14 protein-coding genes and 1 tRNA gene are annotated in these 15,495 nt (G+C 72.6%); 7 read left to right on the top strand and 8 right to left on the bottom strand.

Annotation, left to right across the window (positions count from 1 at the left end):
• Positions 1–40: 40 nt before the first annotated feature.
• Both ACFVYS_RS02915 and ACFVYS_RS02910 read right to left on the bottom strand, forming a co-directional pair.
• A complete protein-coding gene (locus ACFVYS_RS02915; RefSeq protein ID WP_389498234.1) occupies positions 41–1,864 on the bottom strand; it encodes an AAA family ATPase in 1,824 nt (607 codons plus the stop codon).
• Complete coding sequence (locus ACFVYS_RS02910; protein WP_389498232.1) at positions 1,861–3,279, bottom strand: hypothetical protein; 1,419 nt, start codon at positions 3,277–3,279, stop codon at positions 1,861–1,863. Before ACFVYS_RS02910 ends, ACFVYS_RS02915 begins: the two co-directional genes overlap by 4 nt.
• 99 nt (positions 3,280–3,378) lie before the next feature.
• On the opposite strand from ACFVYS_RS02910, the gene ACFVYS_RS02905 reads away from it, so the two are divergent.
• Positions 3,379–3,454 (top strand) — tRNA-Trp (locus tag ACFVYS_RS02905).
• Positions 3,455–3,475: 21 nt separating this feature from the next.
• Here ACFVYS_RS02905 and ACFVYS_RS02900 read toward each other — a convergent pair.
• The 5 genes from ACFVYS_RS02900 to ACFVYS_RS02880 all read right to left on the bottom strand — a co-directional run bounded on the left by ACFVYS_RS02900 (position 3,476) and on the right by ACFVYS_RS02880 (position 8,819).
• Positions 3,476–4,318 carry a hypothetical protein gene (locus tag ACFVYS_RS02900; RefSeq protein ID WP_389498230.1) on the bottom strand — a complete coding sequence of 281 codons (843 nt, stop codon included), beginning with the start codon at positions 4,316–4,318 and terminating at the stop codon, positions 3,476–3,478.
• Between the two features lie 87 nt (positions 4,319–4,405).
• Positions 4,406–5,380 carry an acyl-ACP desaturase gene (locus tag ACFVYS_RS02895; RefSeq protein WP_389498229.1) on the bottom strand — a complete coding sequence of 325 codons (975 nt, stop codon included), beginning with the start codon at positions 5,378–5,380 and terminating at the stop codon, positions 4,406–4,408.
• Positions 5,381–5,596: 216 nt separating this feature from the next.
• Entirely contained in the window at positions 5,597–6,373 is a 777-nt protein-coding gene (gene ddaH / locus ACFVYS_RS02890) for a dimethylargininase (RefSeq protein ID WP_389498227.1), read from the bottom strand.
• A 138-nt stretch (positions 6,374–6,511) separates the two neighbouring features.
• The gene (locus ACFVYS_RS02885) at positions 6,512–8,134 is read right to left on the bottom strand and encodes an ABC-F family ATP-binding cassette domain-containing protein (protein WP_389498225.1); all 1,623 of its coding nucleotides are present in this window, start codon (positions 8,132–8,134) and stop codon (positions 6,512–6,514) included.
• A gap of 268 nt (positions 8,135–8,402) precedes the next feature.
• The gene (locus ACFVYS_RS02880; RefSeq protein ID WP_389498223.1) at positions 8,403–8,819 is read right to left on the bottom strand and encodes an SsgA family sporulation/cell division regulator; all 417 of its coding nucleotides are present in this window, start codon (positions 8,817–8,819) and stop codon (positions 8,403–8,405) included.
• Between the two features lie 224 nt (positions 8,820–9,043).
• On the opposite strand from ACFVYS_RS02880, the gene ACFVYS_RS02875 reads away from it, so the two are divergent.
• The 4 genes from ACFVYS_RS02875 (at position 9,044) to mmpA (ending at position 11,560) form a co-directional block, all read left to right on the top strand.
• Positions 9,044–10,153, top strand: coding sequence for a WD40/YVTN/BNR-like repeat-containing protein (locus ACFVYS_RS02875; RefSeq protein WP_389498221.1), 1,110 nt, complete (start codon positions 9,044–9,046; stop codon positions 10,151–10,153).
• A gap of 50 nt (positions 10,154–10,203) precedes the next feature.
• Positions 10,204–10,533, top strand: coding sequence for a plasmid stabilization protein (locus ACFVYS_RS02870; RefSeq protein WP_389498219.1), 330 nt, complete (start codon positions 10,204–10,206; stop codon positions 10,531–10,533).
• 61 nt (positions 10,534–10,594) lie between these two features.
• A complete protein-coding gene (locus tag ACFVYS_RS02865) occupies positions 10,595–11,290 on the top strand; it encodes an endonuclease V (protein WP_389498218.1) in 696 nt (231 codons plus the stop codon).
• A gap of 123 nt (positions 11,291–11,413) precedes the next feature.
• Positions 11,414–11,560, top strand: a complete 147-nt coding sequence (mmpA, locus tag ACFVYS_RS02860; RefSeq protein ID WP_389498216.1) for a morphogenic membrane protein MmpA — start codon at positions 11,414–11,416, stop codon at positions 11,558–11,560.
• A gap of 25 nt (positions 11,561–11,585) precedes the next feature.
• Here the strand turns inward: mmpA and ACFVYS_RS02855 are convergent, their stop codons facing one another.
• Positions 11,586–12,758 carry a saccharopine dehydrogenase family protein gene (locus ACFVYS_RS02855; protein ID WP_389498214.1) on the bottom strand — a complete coding sequence of 391 codons (1,173 nt, stop codon included), beginning with the start codon at positions 12,756–12,758 and terminating at the stop codon, positions 11,586–11,588.
• A gap of 186 nt (positions 12,759–12,944) precedes the next feature.
• Between ACFVYS_RS02855 and ACFVYS_RS02850 the strand changes: the two genes are divergently transcribed.
• Both ACFVYS_RS02850 and ACFVYS_RS02845 read left to right on the top strand, forming a co-directional pair.
• Entirely contained in the window at positions 12,945–14,213 is a 1,269-nt protein-coding gene (locus ACFVYS_RS02850; protein ID WP_389498212.1) for a CaiB/BaiF CoA transferase family protein, read from the top strand.
• 39 nt (positions 14,214–14,252) lie between these two features.
• Positions 14,253–15,467: an acetyl-CoA C-acetyltransferase gene (locus ACFVYS_RS02845; RefSeq protein WP_389498210.1), complete on the top strand. Its 1,215-nt coding sequence runs from the start codon at positions 14,253–14,255 to the stop codon at positions 15,465–15,467.
• The last annotated feature ends 28 nt before the right edge of the window (positions 15,468–15,495 follow it).

Below are 15,495 nucleotides of genomic sequence, written 5' to 3'. Positions count from 1 at the left end.
CCGTCCGCCGGGCCCCGCCCCACCCGGCCGCCCCGCCCGTTCAGCGCCGCATCCCCGTGAACACCCCCATCCAGAACTTCTGTTGCTGCTCGGACGCGCCCACCAGGTACGTCGCCCGCAGCTTGGCCGGCAGATGTGTGACCAGGCGGGCCACCACGGTGTGATGCCTGCGCAGCTGGGACAACTCCGCGTTGGCGAGGATCTGGTGGACGATGTCGCTGTCGTCGCCGCCCTCGTCGGAGCGGGCGGCGGCGCGGCGCAGCCGGGCCTCCCACGCGTCCGCGTCCCGGGCCAACTCGCGCAGGCCCGTCACGGGGCGGCCTTTCAGGCGGTCGATCAGCGCGGTCAGCGGCACCGGCGCGTACTCCCCGTCGCCGAGGTAGACCGTGGCCATCTCCAGCGGCAGGCCGCGCCGGTGCAGCTTGATCAGCCGCTCCAGGGTGCGCTTGGTGATCCAGGCGCGGCCCTCCTCGTCGATGTCGTGCTTCCACCACTCCAGCACCGTCTCGGCGTCCGCCCCGTACCGTGCCAGCAGCCACTCGTTGGCCGGGATGTCCTCCGGCGACACCTCCAGCGAGGCCGTGAACCGGGTCGCCTGCGCGATGTTGTTGCGGGACACAAGCAGCTTGCGGCCCAGGTGGTAGGGCGGATTCTGGACGGCTATCTGGGCCCGCAGGTTCTCGATCCGCCTCCCCGCCAGCGACCACTCCTGGGTGATCTCCATCAGCTTGGCGAACGCGGCCTTGTCCTTGGGCCGGTTGTACTCGTCCCACACGATCGCCTTGGGCTCGGGGCCGGTGAACTTCGCCGCGAGCAGGTTGTCCAGCGTGCCGTCCGGCGACGGCACGGGCGCGCAGAGGTCCTCGACATTGGTCACCGGCAGCGAGAAGTACAGGGCGTCGCGTCCCAGCCCCGCGCGGACCGCCTCCCGCACCAGTTCCGTCTTGCCGCACCCGGGCGGCCCCTGGAGCAGCACCGTCCAGCGGTTGCGCAGGGCCGCGCGCACCACCTGTCGTACGGGGTCGGGAACCGTGGCCGGGTTGGCCACGCCGAGCGCCTGCGCGAGCCGGTCGAGGATCTCGGCCGTACGGTTCTGGCCGGGCCGGCCGTCCGGGCCCGGCTCGGCCAGCCGGAGCCGCTCGCCGTCGATCAGCGGCAGGCCCCAGCGCAGCGGGAACCCCTCCCGGGCGTTGGCCAGGACATGGTCGAGCGTGCGCGGGGACAGCAGCTCGCGCAGGGCGGGGGAGAGCGAGGCCCACACGGCGAACACCGGACGCAGTTCCCACGGGCGGTACTTGACCGCGAGGTGCCGACGCCACGACGTGTCGTTCGCCGAGATCCGCATCGTGACCATCCGGTCCAGCAGCGCCAGGTCGCCGCGCCGGGCCGACGTCTCCGTCTGCGACTCGTTGTCCGTGAGGAAGACGCCGACGCAGCCCAGGGCACGCAGGTCGTGCTCGCCGAGCGTCCAGTCGCAGGCGATCTGCATCAGCTGCGACTGGATGGTGTCGCCCGCCTGCAGCGAGTCGTCGATGAGCAGCACGAACGGCCGGCCCGGCTTCAGCTGGCTCATCACCAGCTGGCGCAGCACCAGTTCGCCGGAGCGCGGATCACGTACCGGCGCGTTGACGAGCAGGTCGTCCGGTGTGAGGTTCGCCGCCGGCACGTACACCAGCTCGGTGTCCGGGTGGGCGCGGGCGACGTGCGAGAAGAAGGTCGCCGTCTTGCCGATGCCGTGCTCGCCGAAGACCTGGCCGGTCTGCCCGAGGTCGATCATCGCGTCGATGAAGCCTTCGAGGCGGGAGACCTCGCCGGGGGCCGGCCGGTCGCCGGTGTCGTGCGTGTGTTGCGTCCGCGTGCTCATCCGCTCTTCCACCGCGATCCTGTGGTGACGCGATGGCAGTCCATCGCCGGTGTGTGCGTCTCGGGCCACTCGTGGCCCCCCTCGGTGATCAGCCAGATCCAGCGGTCCGGCTCGGCCGGCGTGATCGGCGGCGCGTAGCCGTCGGTGAGGACGACGACCGCGTCCGGCCGCTCGTCGAAGCGGCGCCCGTTCACCTCCGTGCGTCCCTCCACGTAGTCGGCGACCGCCTGGAAGCTCGTGCCGCCGCCCCCGTACACCCGCTCGCCGGGCCGGAAGGGCATGACCACGGCGTCGAACGAGAGCCAGTGCGCCTCGACGCCGTCGATCCGCCCGACCAGCTCGGTGAGCCACTGGACGACGTGCTGCGGCATCGACCCGGAGGTGTCGTAGGCGATCACCAGGACCTTGTCGCGGACCGGGCCGCGCCGCGCCAGCACGGGGTCCTGCCCGAGGGCGGCGAGCAGGGCGCCCCGCTTCTTGGGGTAGACCAGCCGCTCGCCGTCACGCAGCTTCGAACCGAGCACGTCGACCAGCCAGCGCTGCCACCAGTCGACCGTGCGCGTGCGCGTGGTCGTGCCGCGCAGCGTGCCGGCGCCCAGCCTGCCCCACAGCCGGGCGGCCCGCGCCGAGTCGCCCTCCGTGCGGTCCATGAGGTCGAGCAGCTCCCGCTCGGCGCCCGCGTGCCCGCGCCGGGCCGCCAGCAGCGAGTTGAGCAGGGCGGAGGACGTGACCGCGTCGACGGTCTCCTGGTCGGCGGGGACCGCGCCGGCCACCAGGTGCACGCACAGCCGCTCCTCGGGGACGGGCGGGTGACGCATGCGCTTCAGCTCGCCGTACACGCGCGTGTCGGTCCGGGTGAACGCCTCGTACGACACCGGCTCCAGCCCGTGTGCCGTCAGGTCCGCGACGTACAGGTCGTGGACCCGGCGCGGGTCGACGCCGGTCGGGCGGCCGTTCAGCAGGGGCAGCTCCTCGCGGCCCAGCCGCACCAGCGCCACATGGTTGATGGAGACCTCGGCGGCCAGCTCGAACACCGGATCCTCGCGCAGCTCCGGCTCGGCGAGCAGATGCCGGTGCACGAGGTGCCGGGCCTCGTGGAACAGGACGAACTTGACGCCGTCCAGGCCCAGTCCGACGAAGAAGTCCGGGTTGTACAGCAGCAGGCAGGTGCCGTCGCCGGAGGCGACCACGGCCGCCGTGTCCACGGCCGTCGTCGGGATCTGGTGATGGCACTTGGTGTACAGCCAGGACGCCACCGCCGACTCGGTCAGCCCGAAGTCCAGCAGCGCGGCCTCCTTCAGCCGCCGGGCCCGGGCGACCGCCTCGGGGTCCGCCGGGCGGTACGCCTCCAGGGCCCTGCGGTCGGCCAGGTCGACCACGGGCGGACGCCGCCGCCCTCGCTCCCCGTACCCCATGTCGAGCCCCCCGTGCCCTGTTTGCCGTGCTTCCCCCAGTGCTTCATTGGTACCAGGCCCCACCGACAACGGGCCAAGGCATTACGCTCTGGGGCAAGGGCGGGGTCGTAGCGCAGAGGCAGCCGCACCGGTCTCCAAAACCGGATCACGCTGGTTCGAATCCAGCCGCCCCGCCCCCTCCTCGACCCCCGGTGCCTCAGGCGATGGCGCCCGCCGTCACGACGAGCTCCGGCGTCGTCCCGTGGAACGTGTCGATGAGCTGCGCCAGCACCGCCCAGGCCTCCTCGCGCCCGCCCAGGTGATCCCGCACGAGCGGGCGCAGGGCGTCCTCGGCGTCGCGGACCCGGGCCGGGAACATGACATGGCCCAGGGACAGCACCTCCAGGACCCGGGAGGCCGGACCGTGGTCGGTGGCGTACCGGGCCGGGCCGTCGAGTACGCCCGCCTGTCGCAGCCGGTGCGTGAACTTGGGGTGCGACCCGAACCGGGCGCGCAGCGCGGGCGGGCAGTCCGGGCGCACCGACAGCGCCCAGCGCGGGTAACCGGGCAGCGCCAGCTCGTCGTGGGCCGCGCCGACGGCCTCCCAGTCGGCCCGGGTCAGCACCATGGACGCGGCCGCGCGGGCGGAGGGCATCGAGTTCGCCCTGCGCAGGGCGCCGACGAGGCCGTGCCGGACGTAGCTCTCGGGGATGTCGGGTTCCTGCCGCTCGTGGATCGAGCGCACCGGCAAGGGTTTCGTGCGCCCGGGGCCGAACGGCACCCCGCGGGCGAGGGCCCGGCGCAGACCGAGGTCGTTGCCGACGAAGCGCCACACGACGGCGTTCAGCGCGGGGTCGTCCTGCTCCAGGACCCAGAGCACCACCGAGGCGGGCGCGGTGGGCCAGGTCCACGCGCGGTTCAGCCTGCGCTGGATCGTGGCCGCGTTCTCCTTGGGAGCCGGGGGCAGACCGATCCGTGCGCGGATCCGGTCGGCGGTGTCCTCGTCGGTCAGCCCGAGCAGGAAGCCGACCGCCTGCTGGACCGTGTCACTGTCACCCATGGCGGCATGATGCCGCAGGTCGCGAACGGCCCGCACCGGGAAATCGGTTCCCTGTGCGAGCCGTCGATGCGATGGGGGGGGGCGGGGTCAGCCTGCCGCGCGGGCCGCCATCCGGGCCTTGCGGGTCGCCAGCTTCTCGTCGAACTTGGACGCCTCCGAGTCGAGGCCGCCCATGTACAGGCCGATCTCCTCCTGCGCCTTCTGGCCCTCGGGGCCGAGACCGTCGATCTCCATGACCTTCAGGAAGCGCAGCACGGGCTGGATGACGTCGTCGTGGTGGATCCGCAGGTTGTACACCTCGCCGATCGCCATCTGCGCGGCGAACCGCTCGAAGCCGGGCATGCCGTGACCGGGCATGCGGAAGTTGACGAGGACGTCGCGCACGGCCTGCATGGTCAGGTCGGGGGCCAGCTCGAAGGCGGCCTTCAGCAGGTTGCGGTAGAAGACCATGTGCAGGTTCTCGTCGGTCGCGATACGCGCCAGCATGCGGTCGCAGACCGGGTCACCGGACTGGTGGCCGGTGTTGCGGTGGGAGACGCGGGTCGCCAGCTCCTGGAAGGCGACGTAGGCGACCGAGTGCAGCATCGAGTGCCGGTTGTCGGACTCGAAGCCCTCGCTCATGTGGGACATGCGGAACTGCTCCAGCTTGTCCGGGTCCACCGCGCGCGAGGCCAGCAGGTAGTCGCGCATCACGATGCCGTGCCGGCCCTCCTCGGCCGTCCAGCGGTGCACCCAGGTGCCCCAGGCGCCGTCGCGGCCGAAGAGCGAGGCGATCTCGTGGTGGTAGCTGGGCAGGTTGTCCTCGGTGAGCAGGTTCACGACGAGCGCGATCCGGCCGATCTCGGTGACCTTCGACTGCCCCTTCTCCCAGGCCTCGCCGTCCTCGAAGAGGCCGGGGAAGTTACGGCCGTCGCTCCACGGCACGTACTCGTGGGGCATCCAGTCCTTGGTGACCTTCAGATGCCGGTTGAGTTCCTTCTCGACCACTTCCTCCAGCGCGTGCAGCAGCTTTGCGTCGGTCCAGACGGCGGGGCTACCGAGGTGAGGGGAGGTGATCGTCACGAGAACTCCAGGGGGACGTGAAGCGGAGCGGAACACTCCGGCGAGCGAGGCCGGAACTTACGGAATCGTAGGCTACGTATCCGTAGGTTACGAAACCGTAGGTTAAGAACCGCGTAAAGATCGCTGATCAGCCGTGTTGCGTCGAGTAATTCGGGCATGTCAAACAGCCCCGGGAACCGCAGGTCCCAGGGCTGAACGGGTGACGGGATCACCCGCTCAGGCATACAGCTCACGCAGCCGCACCGAGAGGCATGTCACACATCCCTCGAGTTTCTCGAACTCGCCGATGTCGACGACGACGGGCTCGTGACCGAGATCGGCGAGCAGGTCCGCCGTCCTCGGCGCGGCGGCCGAGATGAGCACCTGCGGGCCGCCGAGCAGCACCACGTGCGAGCCGGCCTCCTCGGGCACCGACAGGAAACGCGGGAACAGCGACGGCCGGTCCACCTTGGGGATGTGGCCGATCACCGTGCCGTCGGGCAGCGCCGTGACCGCCGACTTCAGGTGCAGCACCTTGCTCACCGGTACGGCCACGACCCGCGCGCCCAGCGGTTCGAACGCGGCGCGCACCTGCTGGACGCCTGCCGCGTTGGTACGGCCGCCCCGGCCGACGTAGATCGTGTCGCCGACCTTGAGCACGTCACCGCCGTCCAGCGTGCCCGGCTCCCAGATCCAGTTCACCGAGCAGCCCAGGCGGGCCACGGCCTCCTCGACCCCGAGGGTCTCGTCGCGCCGGGACTCGGCGCCGGAGCGCGCGATCAGGGCGACGTTCTTGTACATCACCACCGTGTCCTCGACGAACACGGAGTCCGGGCAGTCGTCGGCCGGGTCGACCTCGACGGTCTCCCAGCCGTGCGCCCGCAGGGCCTCGGCGTAAGCCTCCCACTGCTCCAGGGCGAGCTCCACGTCGACCTTCTCCCGCTCGACGTGCGTCACCAGGCCTTCGGCGAGGCGCGGGCTGGGGCGGCGGATGAGGGCCTTCTTGCTGGGCACGTCCAGGTCTCCGAATCGGGTGGCACAGACCGGCGCCTCGGACGCGGCGCCGGTCAGCCATCATGCAGGGCGGGGCCACCAGGACAAAACCCCGCAGTAACAATGTGCCCCTCCTGAGACCATGCGAGGACCGGCGGCCTAGGCCGGATCCGTCACCTCCGCCGCCGTCGTCTCCCGCAGCTCCCCGTCCAGCAGCAGCCAGCGGGTGATGCCCAGGGACTCCAGGAACGGCAGGTCGTGGCTGGCCACGATCAGCGCGCCCTCGTAGGACTCCAGGGCCGTGGTGAGCTGGCGCACGCTCGCCATGTCGAGGTTGTTGGTCGGCTCGTCCAGCATGAGCAGCTGGGGTGCCGGCTCGGCCAGCATCAGCGCCGCCAGGCTCGCCCGGAAGCGTTCCCCGCCGGACAGGGTGGCCGCCCTCTGATCGGCGCGGGCGCCCCGGAACAGGAAGCGGGCCAGCCGGGCCCGGACCCGGTTGTTGGTGGCGCCCGGCGCGAACCGGGCCACGTTCTCGGCGACCGTGAGCTCGCCGTCGAGGATGTCGAGGCGCTGGGGCAGGAAACGCAGCGGCACGTGCGCGTGCGCCTCGCCCGCCTCCGGCGCCAGCTCGCCGGCGATGGTGCGCAGCAGCGTCGTCTTGCCCGCGCCGTTGCGCCCGACCAGCGCGACCCGCTCCGGACCGCGCAGGTCGAAACCACCGTCCACGCGCGCGCCGTACGCGAGCCGGAGGTCCTGGAGCAGCAGGACCTCGCGCCCCGGCGGCACGGCCGTGTACGGCAGTTCGACGCGGATCTCGTCGTCGTCCCGTACGGCCTCCACCGCGTCGTCGAGCCGCTCCCTGGCCTTGGCGAGCTTCTCCTCGTGCATGATCCGGTACTTGCCCGCCGACTCCTGCGCCGCGCGCTTGCGTGCCCCCATGACGATCTTCGGTTCGCGCTTCTGGTCGGACATCTTCTGCCCGTACCGCCTGCGGCGGGCCAGCGTGACCTGGGCGTCGACCAGTTCGCGCTTCTGTTTCTTCAGGTCGGCCTCCGCGACGCGCACCATGCGCTCGGCGGCCTCCTGCTCGGTGGCCAGGGCCTCCTCGTAGGCGGAGAAGTTGCCGCCGTACCAGGTGACCCCGCCGGCGCGCAGGTCGGCGATCTGGTCGACGAGGTCGAGCAGCTCGCGGTCGTGGCTGACCACGACCAGGACGCCCGGCCAGGAGGCGACCGCCGCGTACAGCCGCCGCCGGGCGTACAGGTCGAGGTTGTTGGTCGGCTCGTCCAGCAGCAAGACGTCCGGCCGGCGCAGCAGCAGCGCGGCCAGCCGCAGCAGGACCGACTCGCCGCCCGACACCTCGCCGATGGTGCGGTCGAGGTCGATGTGGCCGAGCCCGAGTTCGCCGAGGGTGGCCAGCGCACGCTCCTCGACGTCCCAGTCGTCGCCGAGCGTCTCGAAGTGCCGCTCGGAGGCGTCACCGGCCTCGATGGCGTGCAGCGCGGCCCGCTGCGGGGCGATGCCGAGGGCCGCGTCGACCTTCAGCGTGGTGTCCAGGGTGACGTTCTGCGGGAGGTGTCCGATCTCGCCGGCGCGGCGCACGGTGCCGTCGGAGGGGGCGAGTTCCCCGGCGATCAGCTTCAGCAGGGTCGACTTGCCGGAGCCGTTGACGCCGACCAGTCCGGTCAGGCCGGGGCCGAAGGCGATGTCGAGCCCGTCGAAGACGGGGGTGCCGTCCGGCCAGGAGAAGGCGAGGGAGGTACAGGTGACGGAGTGAGTCAAAGCGGGCCTCGTGGTTGCGTGTGCGGTCAGGGGCGACACGTGTCGAGACACCGGAAAGCGGCGACCGCCCGCGGCAGCGGGGGAGCGCGGAGACATGCAGAAAGTCCTGCTCCGCAAGGACGGCTCGAAGGCCGAGGTCGCACGCGGCGCACACACTCCAGAGGTGTGGCGCGGTGTCTCATGACCTCAGACGAGCAACGTCCTTCTCCATTCGGCGGCAACAGAACCGTTCTCAACGGTAGGAGGGCCCGCAGGGGCTGTCAACGGATTAACAGGCGTCGCGCATCAGCTCCGCCAGGTCGTGGTCGAGGTCGAGCTGCCGGTACTCCGTGCCGGCGGGCACCAGCTCGCTCGTGGCCTGCAGGAAGTCACGGATCTCCGCCGTGTGGACGTGCACGACGGCGGTGCCCTCGGGCGCGTGGAACTCCAGCACGGTGCGGCCGTACCCGTAGGGCCGCACCCGGACGTCGCCGTGGCCCTCGGCGTCGTGCAGGCCCGCGGCGAGCAGGTCACGGGCGAAGGTCCAGCAGACCTCGACACCCTCCAGGGTGGCCGGAGCCGGGAAGGTCATGCGGACGGCGAAGGGGTCCTGCCGGTCGTAGGACAGGGTGGCGGGAATGGTCTGCATCCGGGGCGCGGCGGCGACCAGACGTGCCTCTACGGACTGCTCGATGACGGTGGTCAACGCCTTGCTCCCTCGTGACGGCGGGACGATCTTCCGGTCGGTGCGTCCGGACACTGGAAGAGACGCCGGAACCGGCCGATCCGTGCACACCCTTTCCGAGTGACCTCGGTCACCGTCTTTCATGCACACGAGTGACTCACCTCTCCTCCCGTGCCTCGTGCGGCGGTTGAGGCGATGGCGGGCATCTGGACGCCACCGAAAGCCGTGGGCTAGCTTCGCCCGCCATGAGGCGCTTGGGGAAGACGCGACGCACGGTTCGTACGGCACGGGGGAGCGGCCGGGTGGTCGCGGCGGCCTGCGGGGCCGCACTGGCCCTCCTGACCGCCCTGCCCGCCCAGGCGCACACACCGGGGCCCGCGGCGCCGCACTGGGATCTCAAGGACACCGGCACGCCCTCCGTACGGTTCCGGGGCCTCGCGGCGGTCGACCGGCACACCGCCTGGGTGTCCGGCACCGGGGGCACCGTCCTGCGCACCACCGACGGCGGCGAGAGCTGGCGAAACGTCTCGCCGCCCGGCGCCGCCGACCTCCAGTTTCGGGACGTCGAGGCGTTCGACGCGCGCCGCGCGGTGGTGCTCGCCATCGGCGAGGGCGAGGCGTCGCGGGTGTACCGCACCGAGGACGGCGGGACGACCTGGACGGAGTCCTTCCGCAACACCGACGCCCGCGCCTTCTACGACTGCCTGACCTTCTTCGACCCCCGTCACGGCCTCGCCATGAGCGACCCGGTGGACGGAAAGTTCCGCATCCTGTCGACCGGCGACGGCGGCCGCTCCTGGAAGGTGCTGCCGAACGACGGCATGCCGGCCGCCCTGGACGGCGAGGCGGGCTTCGCGGCCGGTGGCCAGTGCCTGGTCGCCTCCGGGACGAAGGACGTCTGGCTGGCCACCGGCGGGGCCGCACGCGCGCGCGTGCTGCACTCCTCCGACCGCGGACTGACGTGGACGGCCGCCGACACCCCGATTCCCGCGGGGGACCCCGCGCGCGGGGTCTTCGCCGTCGCCTTCCGCGACCGCACCCACGGCCTCGCCGTCGGCGGCGACTACCGCGCCGACCAGCCCTCGCCGCGGGCGGCCGCCGCGACCGGCGACGCGGGCCGCACCTGGCGGCCGGCCGGCACACCCCCGCCCGCCTACCGCTCCGGCGTCGCCTGGCTCCCGCACAGCCGCTCCGCCGCCCTCGCCGTAGGACCCACCGGCACCGATCTGACCACCGACGCCGGCCGGACCTGGCGCACCCTCGACCCGGGCTCGTACGACACCGTGGACTGCACCGCCGACCTCGGCTGCTGGGCCGCCGGCGAGAAGGGGCGCGTGGCACGCCTGGAGAACTGAGCCGCTTCCGGGGTACCCGGTGGGCGCGAACGCGAAAGGAGTGAGCGCCCATGCCACGCGGTTCCAGCGCCAAGCGGGAGCGCCAGTACGAGCACATCAAGGAGAGCGCGCAGGACCGGGGCGAGAGCGCCGGACGCGCGAAGGAGATCGCCGCCCGGACGGTCAACAAGGAACGCGCCCGGTCCGGAGAGTCCAAGACCGCAAGCCGCACCTCGACCCAGGACATGTCGTCCGGCGAGCGGGGCGGTCAGCGGTCCGGCAAGGGCTCCCAGGGGCCCACGTACGACCAGCTCTACGAGGAGGCCAAGCGGCGGGGCGTCAAGGGCCGTTCGGACATGAACAAGAGCCAGCTGCAACGCGCGCTCGGCGACAAGGGCTGAGGCGTCCGCGCCGGAACACGATCGCGGGCCCGCCCCCGGGAGCCGTACGCTCGTCCCCACGATGACGACCGTAGACATTCCGGCGGGCTGGCCCGCGACCGAGGAAGCGGCCCGCGCCGTCCAGGACGAGCTGCGGGCCCGGGTGGTGCTCGGTGAACCAGGGCCGCCGCCCGGCACGGGGTACGTGACGGGCGTCGACGTCGCCTACGACGACGAGCGGGACGTCGTCGCGGCGGCGGCCGTCGTGCTGGACGCGGCGAGCCTCGACGTCGTCGCCGAGGCCACCGCCGTCGGGCGGATCTCCTTCCCGTACGTGCCCGGGCTGCTCGCCTTCCGCGAGATCCCCACCGTGCTCGCCGCCCTGGAGGCCCTGCCCCGCCCGCCCGGCCTGGTCGTCTGCGACGGCTACGGCCTGGCCCACCCGCGCCGCTTCGGTCTCGCCAGCCACCTGGGCGTCCTCACCGGCCTGCCCACCATCGGCGTCGCCAAGAACCCCTTCACCTTCACGTACGACGACCCCGGCGCCCCGCGCGGATCGGCGTCCCCGCTGCTGGCGGACGACGACGAGGTGGGGCGCGCGCTGCGCACCCGGGCGGGCGTGAAGCCGGTCTTCGTGTCCGTCGGCCACCGCGTCACCCTGGACGACGCCTGCGCCCACACCCTCGCCCTCACCCCGGAGTTCCGTCTCCCGGAGACGACCCGGAGGGCCGACGCACTGTGCCGGCGGGCCCTTCAGGAGGCGACCACCCGCCACTGACCGACCTGGCACCGGGGGTACGGGCGAGGGGCGAGCGGCCGGGCACCTGCGTACGTGTCTGAGTACGTCGTCTGAGTATCCGTACGGATGTGCGGCCCGTGCTCCGTTCGGCAGGCTGGGCGCATGACCACGCACCGTGCCCCGAAGCCCCTCGCCGACCCGAACCGGCCCGTCGAACGTGCCGTGAACGCCGCGCTGATCGTCGCCGTCCTGGCGGGTGTCGGCTGGATCGCGGGCATGATCTACACGCTGGTGCAGTGGCCGGTCTGAGGCCGCGGACACGGCACGGGGACGGTCAGCGGCGCGCCGCGACGCGGAAGCGGACACCCGCCCGGGTCAACCGCCCGGTCAGCGCGTCGCCCATCGCGACGGCCGTCGTCACCTGCCCCGCGGTCGGCGGGAGGTCGTCGCAGGCCAGGGCCAGCGCCGCCTCGGCGAACATCTTCGCGGTCTCGTCGTAGCCGGGATCACCGCCCGCCACCTCGGTGCACACCCGCCGCCCGCCGCCCTCGCCGACGAACCGCACCGAGAACCAGCTCCGCGCCCGCTTCTGCGCGCTGGGCCCCTCCCCGGGCTTGAGCCGGTCCGACAACCAGCGCCGGGCGGGCGGCAGCTGGGCGGCCGCGGCGAGCGTGCCGACGGCCGCGACGCCGCCCACGGCGACGGGCAGCCGTCGTACGGCCGCGTAGTGCCGGTAACGGAAGTCGGGCCCGTAGCGCGGCAGCGCCCTCGCCGACCGCAGCACGATCTGCGGGTCGATGGTCGGCAGCGGCAGTGCCCAGGCACCGACCTCCGGGGCGAACCGGGGCGGCCCCACCGGTGCGGCGGCCCGACGGCCCATCAGCCGCGGTTCGTGCCGGCCGCGCTCCCGCGCGGCGGCCAGCAGCTGCCGGCCGCGCGCGAACTGACCCAGCGCGGAGGCGAGGGTTCCGCCCGAGAAGGTGGCGTCGACGGTCACGAAGCCGTCCACGGTCAGGGGTACGCCCTCGGGAAGCTGCCGGACGGTGAAGTACACGCCCAGGTCGTGCGGGACGGAGTCGAAGCCGCACGCGTGGAGCAGCCGGGCACCCGTCTCCCGCGCGCGTGCGTCGTGCCGGACGTACATCAGGTCCACGAACTCCGGCTCGCCGGTGAGGTCGAGGTAGTCGGCGCCGGTGTCCGCGCAGGCCGCCACGAGTTCCTCGCCGTACGACACGTACGGACCCACCGTCGTGGCCACCACGCGTGCCTGCTCGGCGAGCGCGCGCAGGGACGCCGGGTCCGAGACGTCGGCCCGCAGCACCCCGACGTCCCCGCCGAGCCGCTCGCGCAGCCGCTCCAGCTTCTCCTCGCCCCGGCCGGCGATCGCCCAGCGCAGATCGGCGGGCGCGTGGGCGGCGAGGTACTCCGCGGTGAGCGTGCCCACGAAGCCGGTGGCCCCGAAGAGCACGATGTCGTACGGACGGTCCGACCTTTTCAGCCTGCTCATGACATCCCCTCGTCGTCGCGCAGCCCGCGCCGCTGTCGGTGGCTGAGGCTAGCGTGAGCAGAGCGGAGGCCGACGGCAGGTGCCCCTAAAGTGTCTAAGCGCTTGCTCGCTCACCTCTTGTGCCCACTGGAACACGTTCTTAACATCACTGGTGTTACATCGGTTGTGTCACAGCAAGGGGGCTGGATGACGACGGGACGGACGGCCGGGCACGGCCCGTTGGCGGGCGTGCGCGTGGTGGAACTCGCCGGGATCGGCCCCGGCCCCTTCGCGGGCATGCTGCTGGCCGACCTCGGCGCCGACGTCGTCCGCGTGGACCGCCCCGGCGGTTCCGCTCTGGCCATCGACCCCGCCCACGACATCACCAACCGCAACAAGCGCTCGGTGATCGTCGACCTCAAGGCACCGGACGGCCCCGCGCGCGTGCTCGATCTCGCCGCCCGCGCCGACGTCCTCATCGAGGGCAACCGGCCGGGTGTCGCCGAGCGCCTCGGCGTCGGCCCCGGGGACTGCCACGCCCGCAACCCCCGTCTGGTCTACGGCCGGATGACCGGCTGGGGCCAGGACGGCCCGCTCGCCGACCGCGCCGGTCACGACGTCTCCTACATCGCCGTCACCGGCGCGCTCGGCCTGATCGGCACCCCTGACCGGCCGCCGCCCGTCCCCGCCAACCTGCTGGGGGACTACGCGGGAGGCTCCCTCTACCTCGTCGTCGGTGTCCTCGCCGCCCTGCACCACGCGCGCGTGAGCGGCACCGGCCAGGTCGTCGACGCGGCCATCGTCGACGGCACCGCGCACCTCTCCGCGATGATCCACGGCATGCTCTCGGCCGGCGGCTGGCAGGACCGGCGCGCCGCCAACCTGCTCGACGGCGGCTGTCCGTACTACGGCACCTACGAGACCGCCGACGGCGGGTACATGGCCGTCGGCGCCCTGGAGCCGCAGTTCTACGACGCGTTCGTGGACCTCCTCGGCCTGGAGGACCACCGCGAGGCCCGCACGGACTGGACGCGCTGGGGCGAACTGCGCGAGGCCGTCGCCGCCCGCTTCCGCTCCCGTAGCCGGGACGAGTGGACGGCCCTCTTCGAGGGCTCCGACGCGTGTGTGGCGCCCGTGCTGTCGCTGCGCGAGGCCCCGCGCCACCCGCATCTCGCGGCCCGCGGCACCTTCACCGAGCACGGCGGCATCACCCAGCCGGCCCCCGCCCCCCGGTTCTCCGCGACGCCCACGGCCGTGCGCACCGGGCCCGCGCGGCCGGGCGCCGACACGCGCGAGGTGGCCCGTGACTGGGACATACCCGAGCTCGTGACGGACCGTGTGAAGACGCCCGCCGAGACCGCGGCGGGGACCCCCGCGGGGGCGAACGCGACGGCCACCGCGACCACCACCGGGACGACCTCTGTGACGACCCCCGCGACGACCCCCGTGAAGGACTTCCCGCACCAGGGCGATTGACCCCGCCCCGCACGGCCCACCCTCCCGAAAGGCTTACCAGTGAGCACCGAAGCGTACGTGTACGACGCGATCCGCACCCCGCGCGGGCGCGGCAAGGCGAACGGCGCCCTGCACGGCACGAAGCCCATCGATCTCGTCGTCGGCCTCATCCACGAGCTCCGAAGCCGCTTCCCCGGCCTCGACCCGGCCGCCATCGACGACATCGTGCTGGGCGTCGTCGGCCCCGTGGGCGACCAGGGCTCCGACATCGCGCGCATCGCCGCCATCGCGGCCGGACTGCCGGACACCGTGGCGGGCGTGCAGGAGAACCGCTTCTGTGCCTCCGGCCTGGAGGCCGTCAACCTGGCCGCCATGAAGGTCCGGTCGGGCTGGGAGGACCTCGTCCTGGCGGGCGGGGTGGAGTCGATGTCCCGGGTGCCGATGGCCTCGGACGGCGGCGCCTGGTTCAACGACCCGATGACCAACCTGTCCGTCAACTTCGTGCCGCAGGGCATCGGCGCCGACCTCATCGCCACCATCGAGGGCTTCTCCCGCCGCGATGTCGACGAGTACGCGGCCCTGTCGCAGGAGCGGGCGGCGACGGCCTGGAAGGAAGGCCGTTTCGACCGCTCCGTGGTGCCGGTGAAGGACCGCAGCGGCCTCGTCGTCCTCGACCACGACGAACACCCGCGCCCCGGCACCACCGCCGACTCGCTCGGCAAGCTGAAGCCGTCCTTCGCCGACATCGGCGAGCTGGGCGGCTTCGACGCGGTGGCGCTCCAGAAGTACCACTGGGTGGAGAAGATCGATCACGTCCACCACGCGGGCAACTCCTCCGGCATCGTCGACGGCGCCTCCCTGGTCGCGATCGGCTCCAGGGAGGTCGGCGAGCGCCACGGGCTCACCCCCCGCGCGCGGATCGTCTCCGCGGCGGTCTCCGGCTCCGAGCCGACGATCATGCTCACCGGGCCCGCGCCCGCCACCCGCAAGGCCCTCGCCAAGGCCGGCCTGACCATCGGCGACATCGACCTCGTCGAGATCAACGAAGCGTTCGCGGCGGTCGTCCTGCGCTTCGTCAAGGACATGGGCCTGTCCCTGGACAAGGTCAACGTCAACGGCGGCGCCATCGCCCTCGGCCACCCGCTCGGCGCCACCGGCGCGATGATCCTCGGCTCGCTCGTCGACGAACTGGAGCGCCAGGACAAGCGCTACGGCCTCGCCACCCTCTGCGTCGGCGGCGGCATGGGCATCGCCACCATCGTCGAGCGCGTCTGACCACCCAGCGGAACCCACAGACTTCAAC

It is taken from the genome of Streptomyces sp. NPDC058295, assembly GCF_042880655.1.
Classification (GTDB): domain Bacteria; phylum Actinomycetota; class Actinomycetes; order Streptomycetales; family Streptomycetaceae; genus Streptomyces; species Streptomyces coriariae.
The sequence above is the reverse complement of the archived record's forward strand: the minus strand, read 5'-3'. Positions and strand labels throughout refer to the sequence as shown.

Bases quoted from the DNA above. Each gene is read 5' to 3' on its own strand.
- ACFVYS_RS02865 (WP_389498218.1), top strand. From the start codon at position 10,595: ATGACGACCGTAGACATTCCGGCGGGCTGGCCCGCGACCGAGGAAGCG.
- ACFVYS_RS02875 (WP_389498221.1), top strand. From the start codon at position 9,044: ATGAGGCGCTTGGGGAAGACGCGACGCACGGTTCGTACGGCACGGGGG.
- ACFVYS_RS02870 (WP_389498219.1), top strand. From the start codon at position 10,204: ATGCCACGCGGTTCCAGCGCCAAGCGGGAGCGCCAGTACGAGCACATC.
- ACFVYS_RS02850 (WP_389498212.1), top strand. From the start codon at position 12,945: ATGACGACGGGACGGACGGCCGGGCACGGCCCGTTGGCGGGCGTGCGC.
- ACFVYS_RS02900 (WP_389498230.1), bottom strand. From the start codon at position 4,318: ATGGGTGACAGTGACACGGTCCAGCAGGCGGTCGGCTTCCTGCTCGGG.
- ACFVYS_RS02915 (WP_389498234.1), bottom strand. From the start codon at position 1,864: ATGAGCACGCGGACGCAACACACGCACGACACCGGCGACCGGCCGGCC.
- ACFVYS_RS02910 (WP_389498232.1), bottom strand. From the start codon at position 3,279: ATGGGGTACGGGGAGCGAGGGCGGCGGCGTCCGCCCGTGGTCGACCTG.
- ACFVYS_RS02855 (WP_389498214.1), bottom strand. From the start codon at position 12,758: ATGAGCAGGCTGAAAAGGTCGGACCGTCCGTACGACATCGTGCTCTTC.
- mmpA (WP_389498216.1), top strand. From the start codon at position 11,414: ATGACCACGCACCGTGCCCCGAAGCCCCTCGCCGACCCGAACCGGCCC.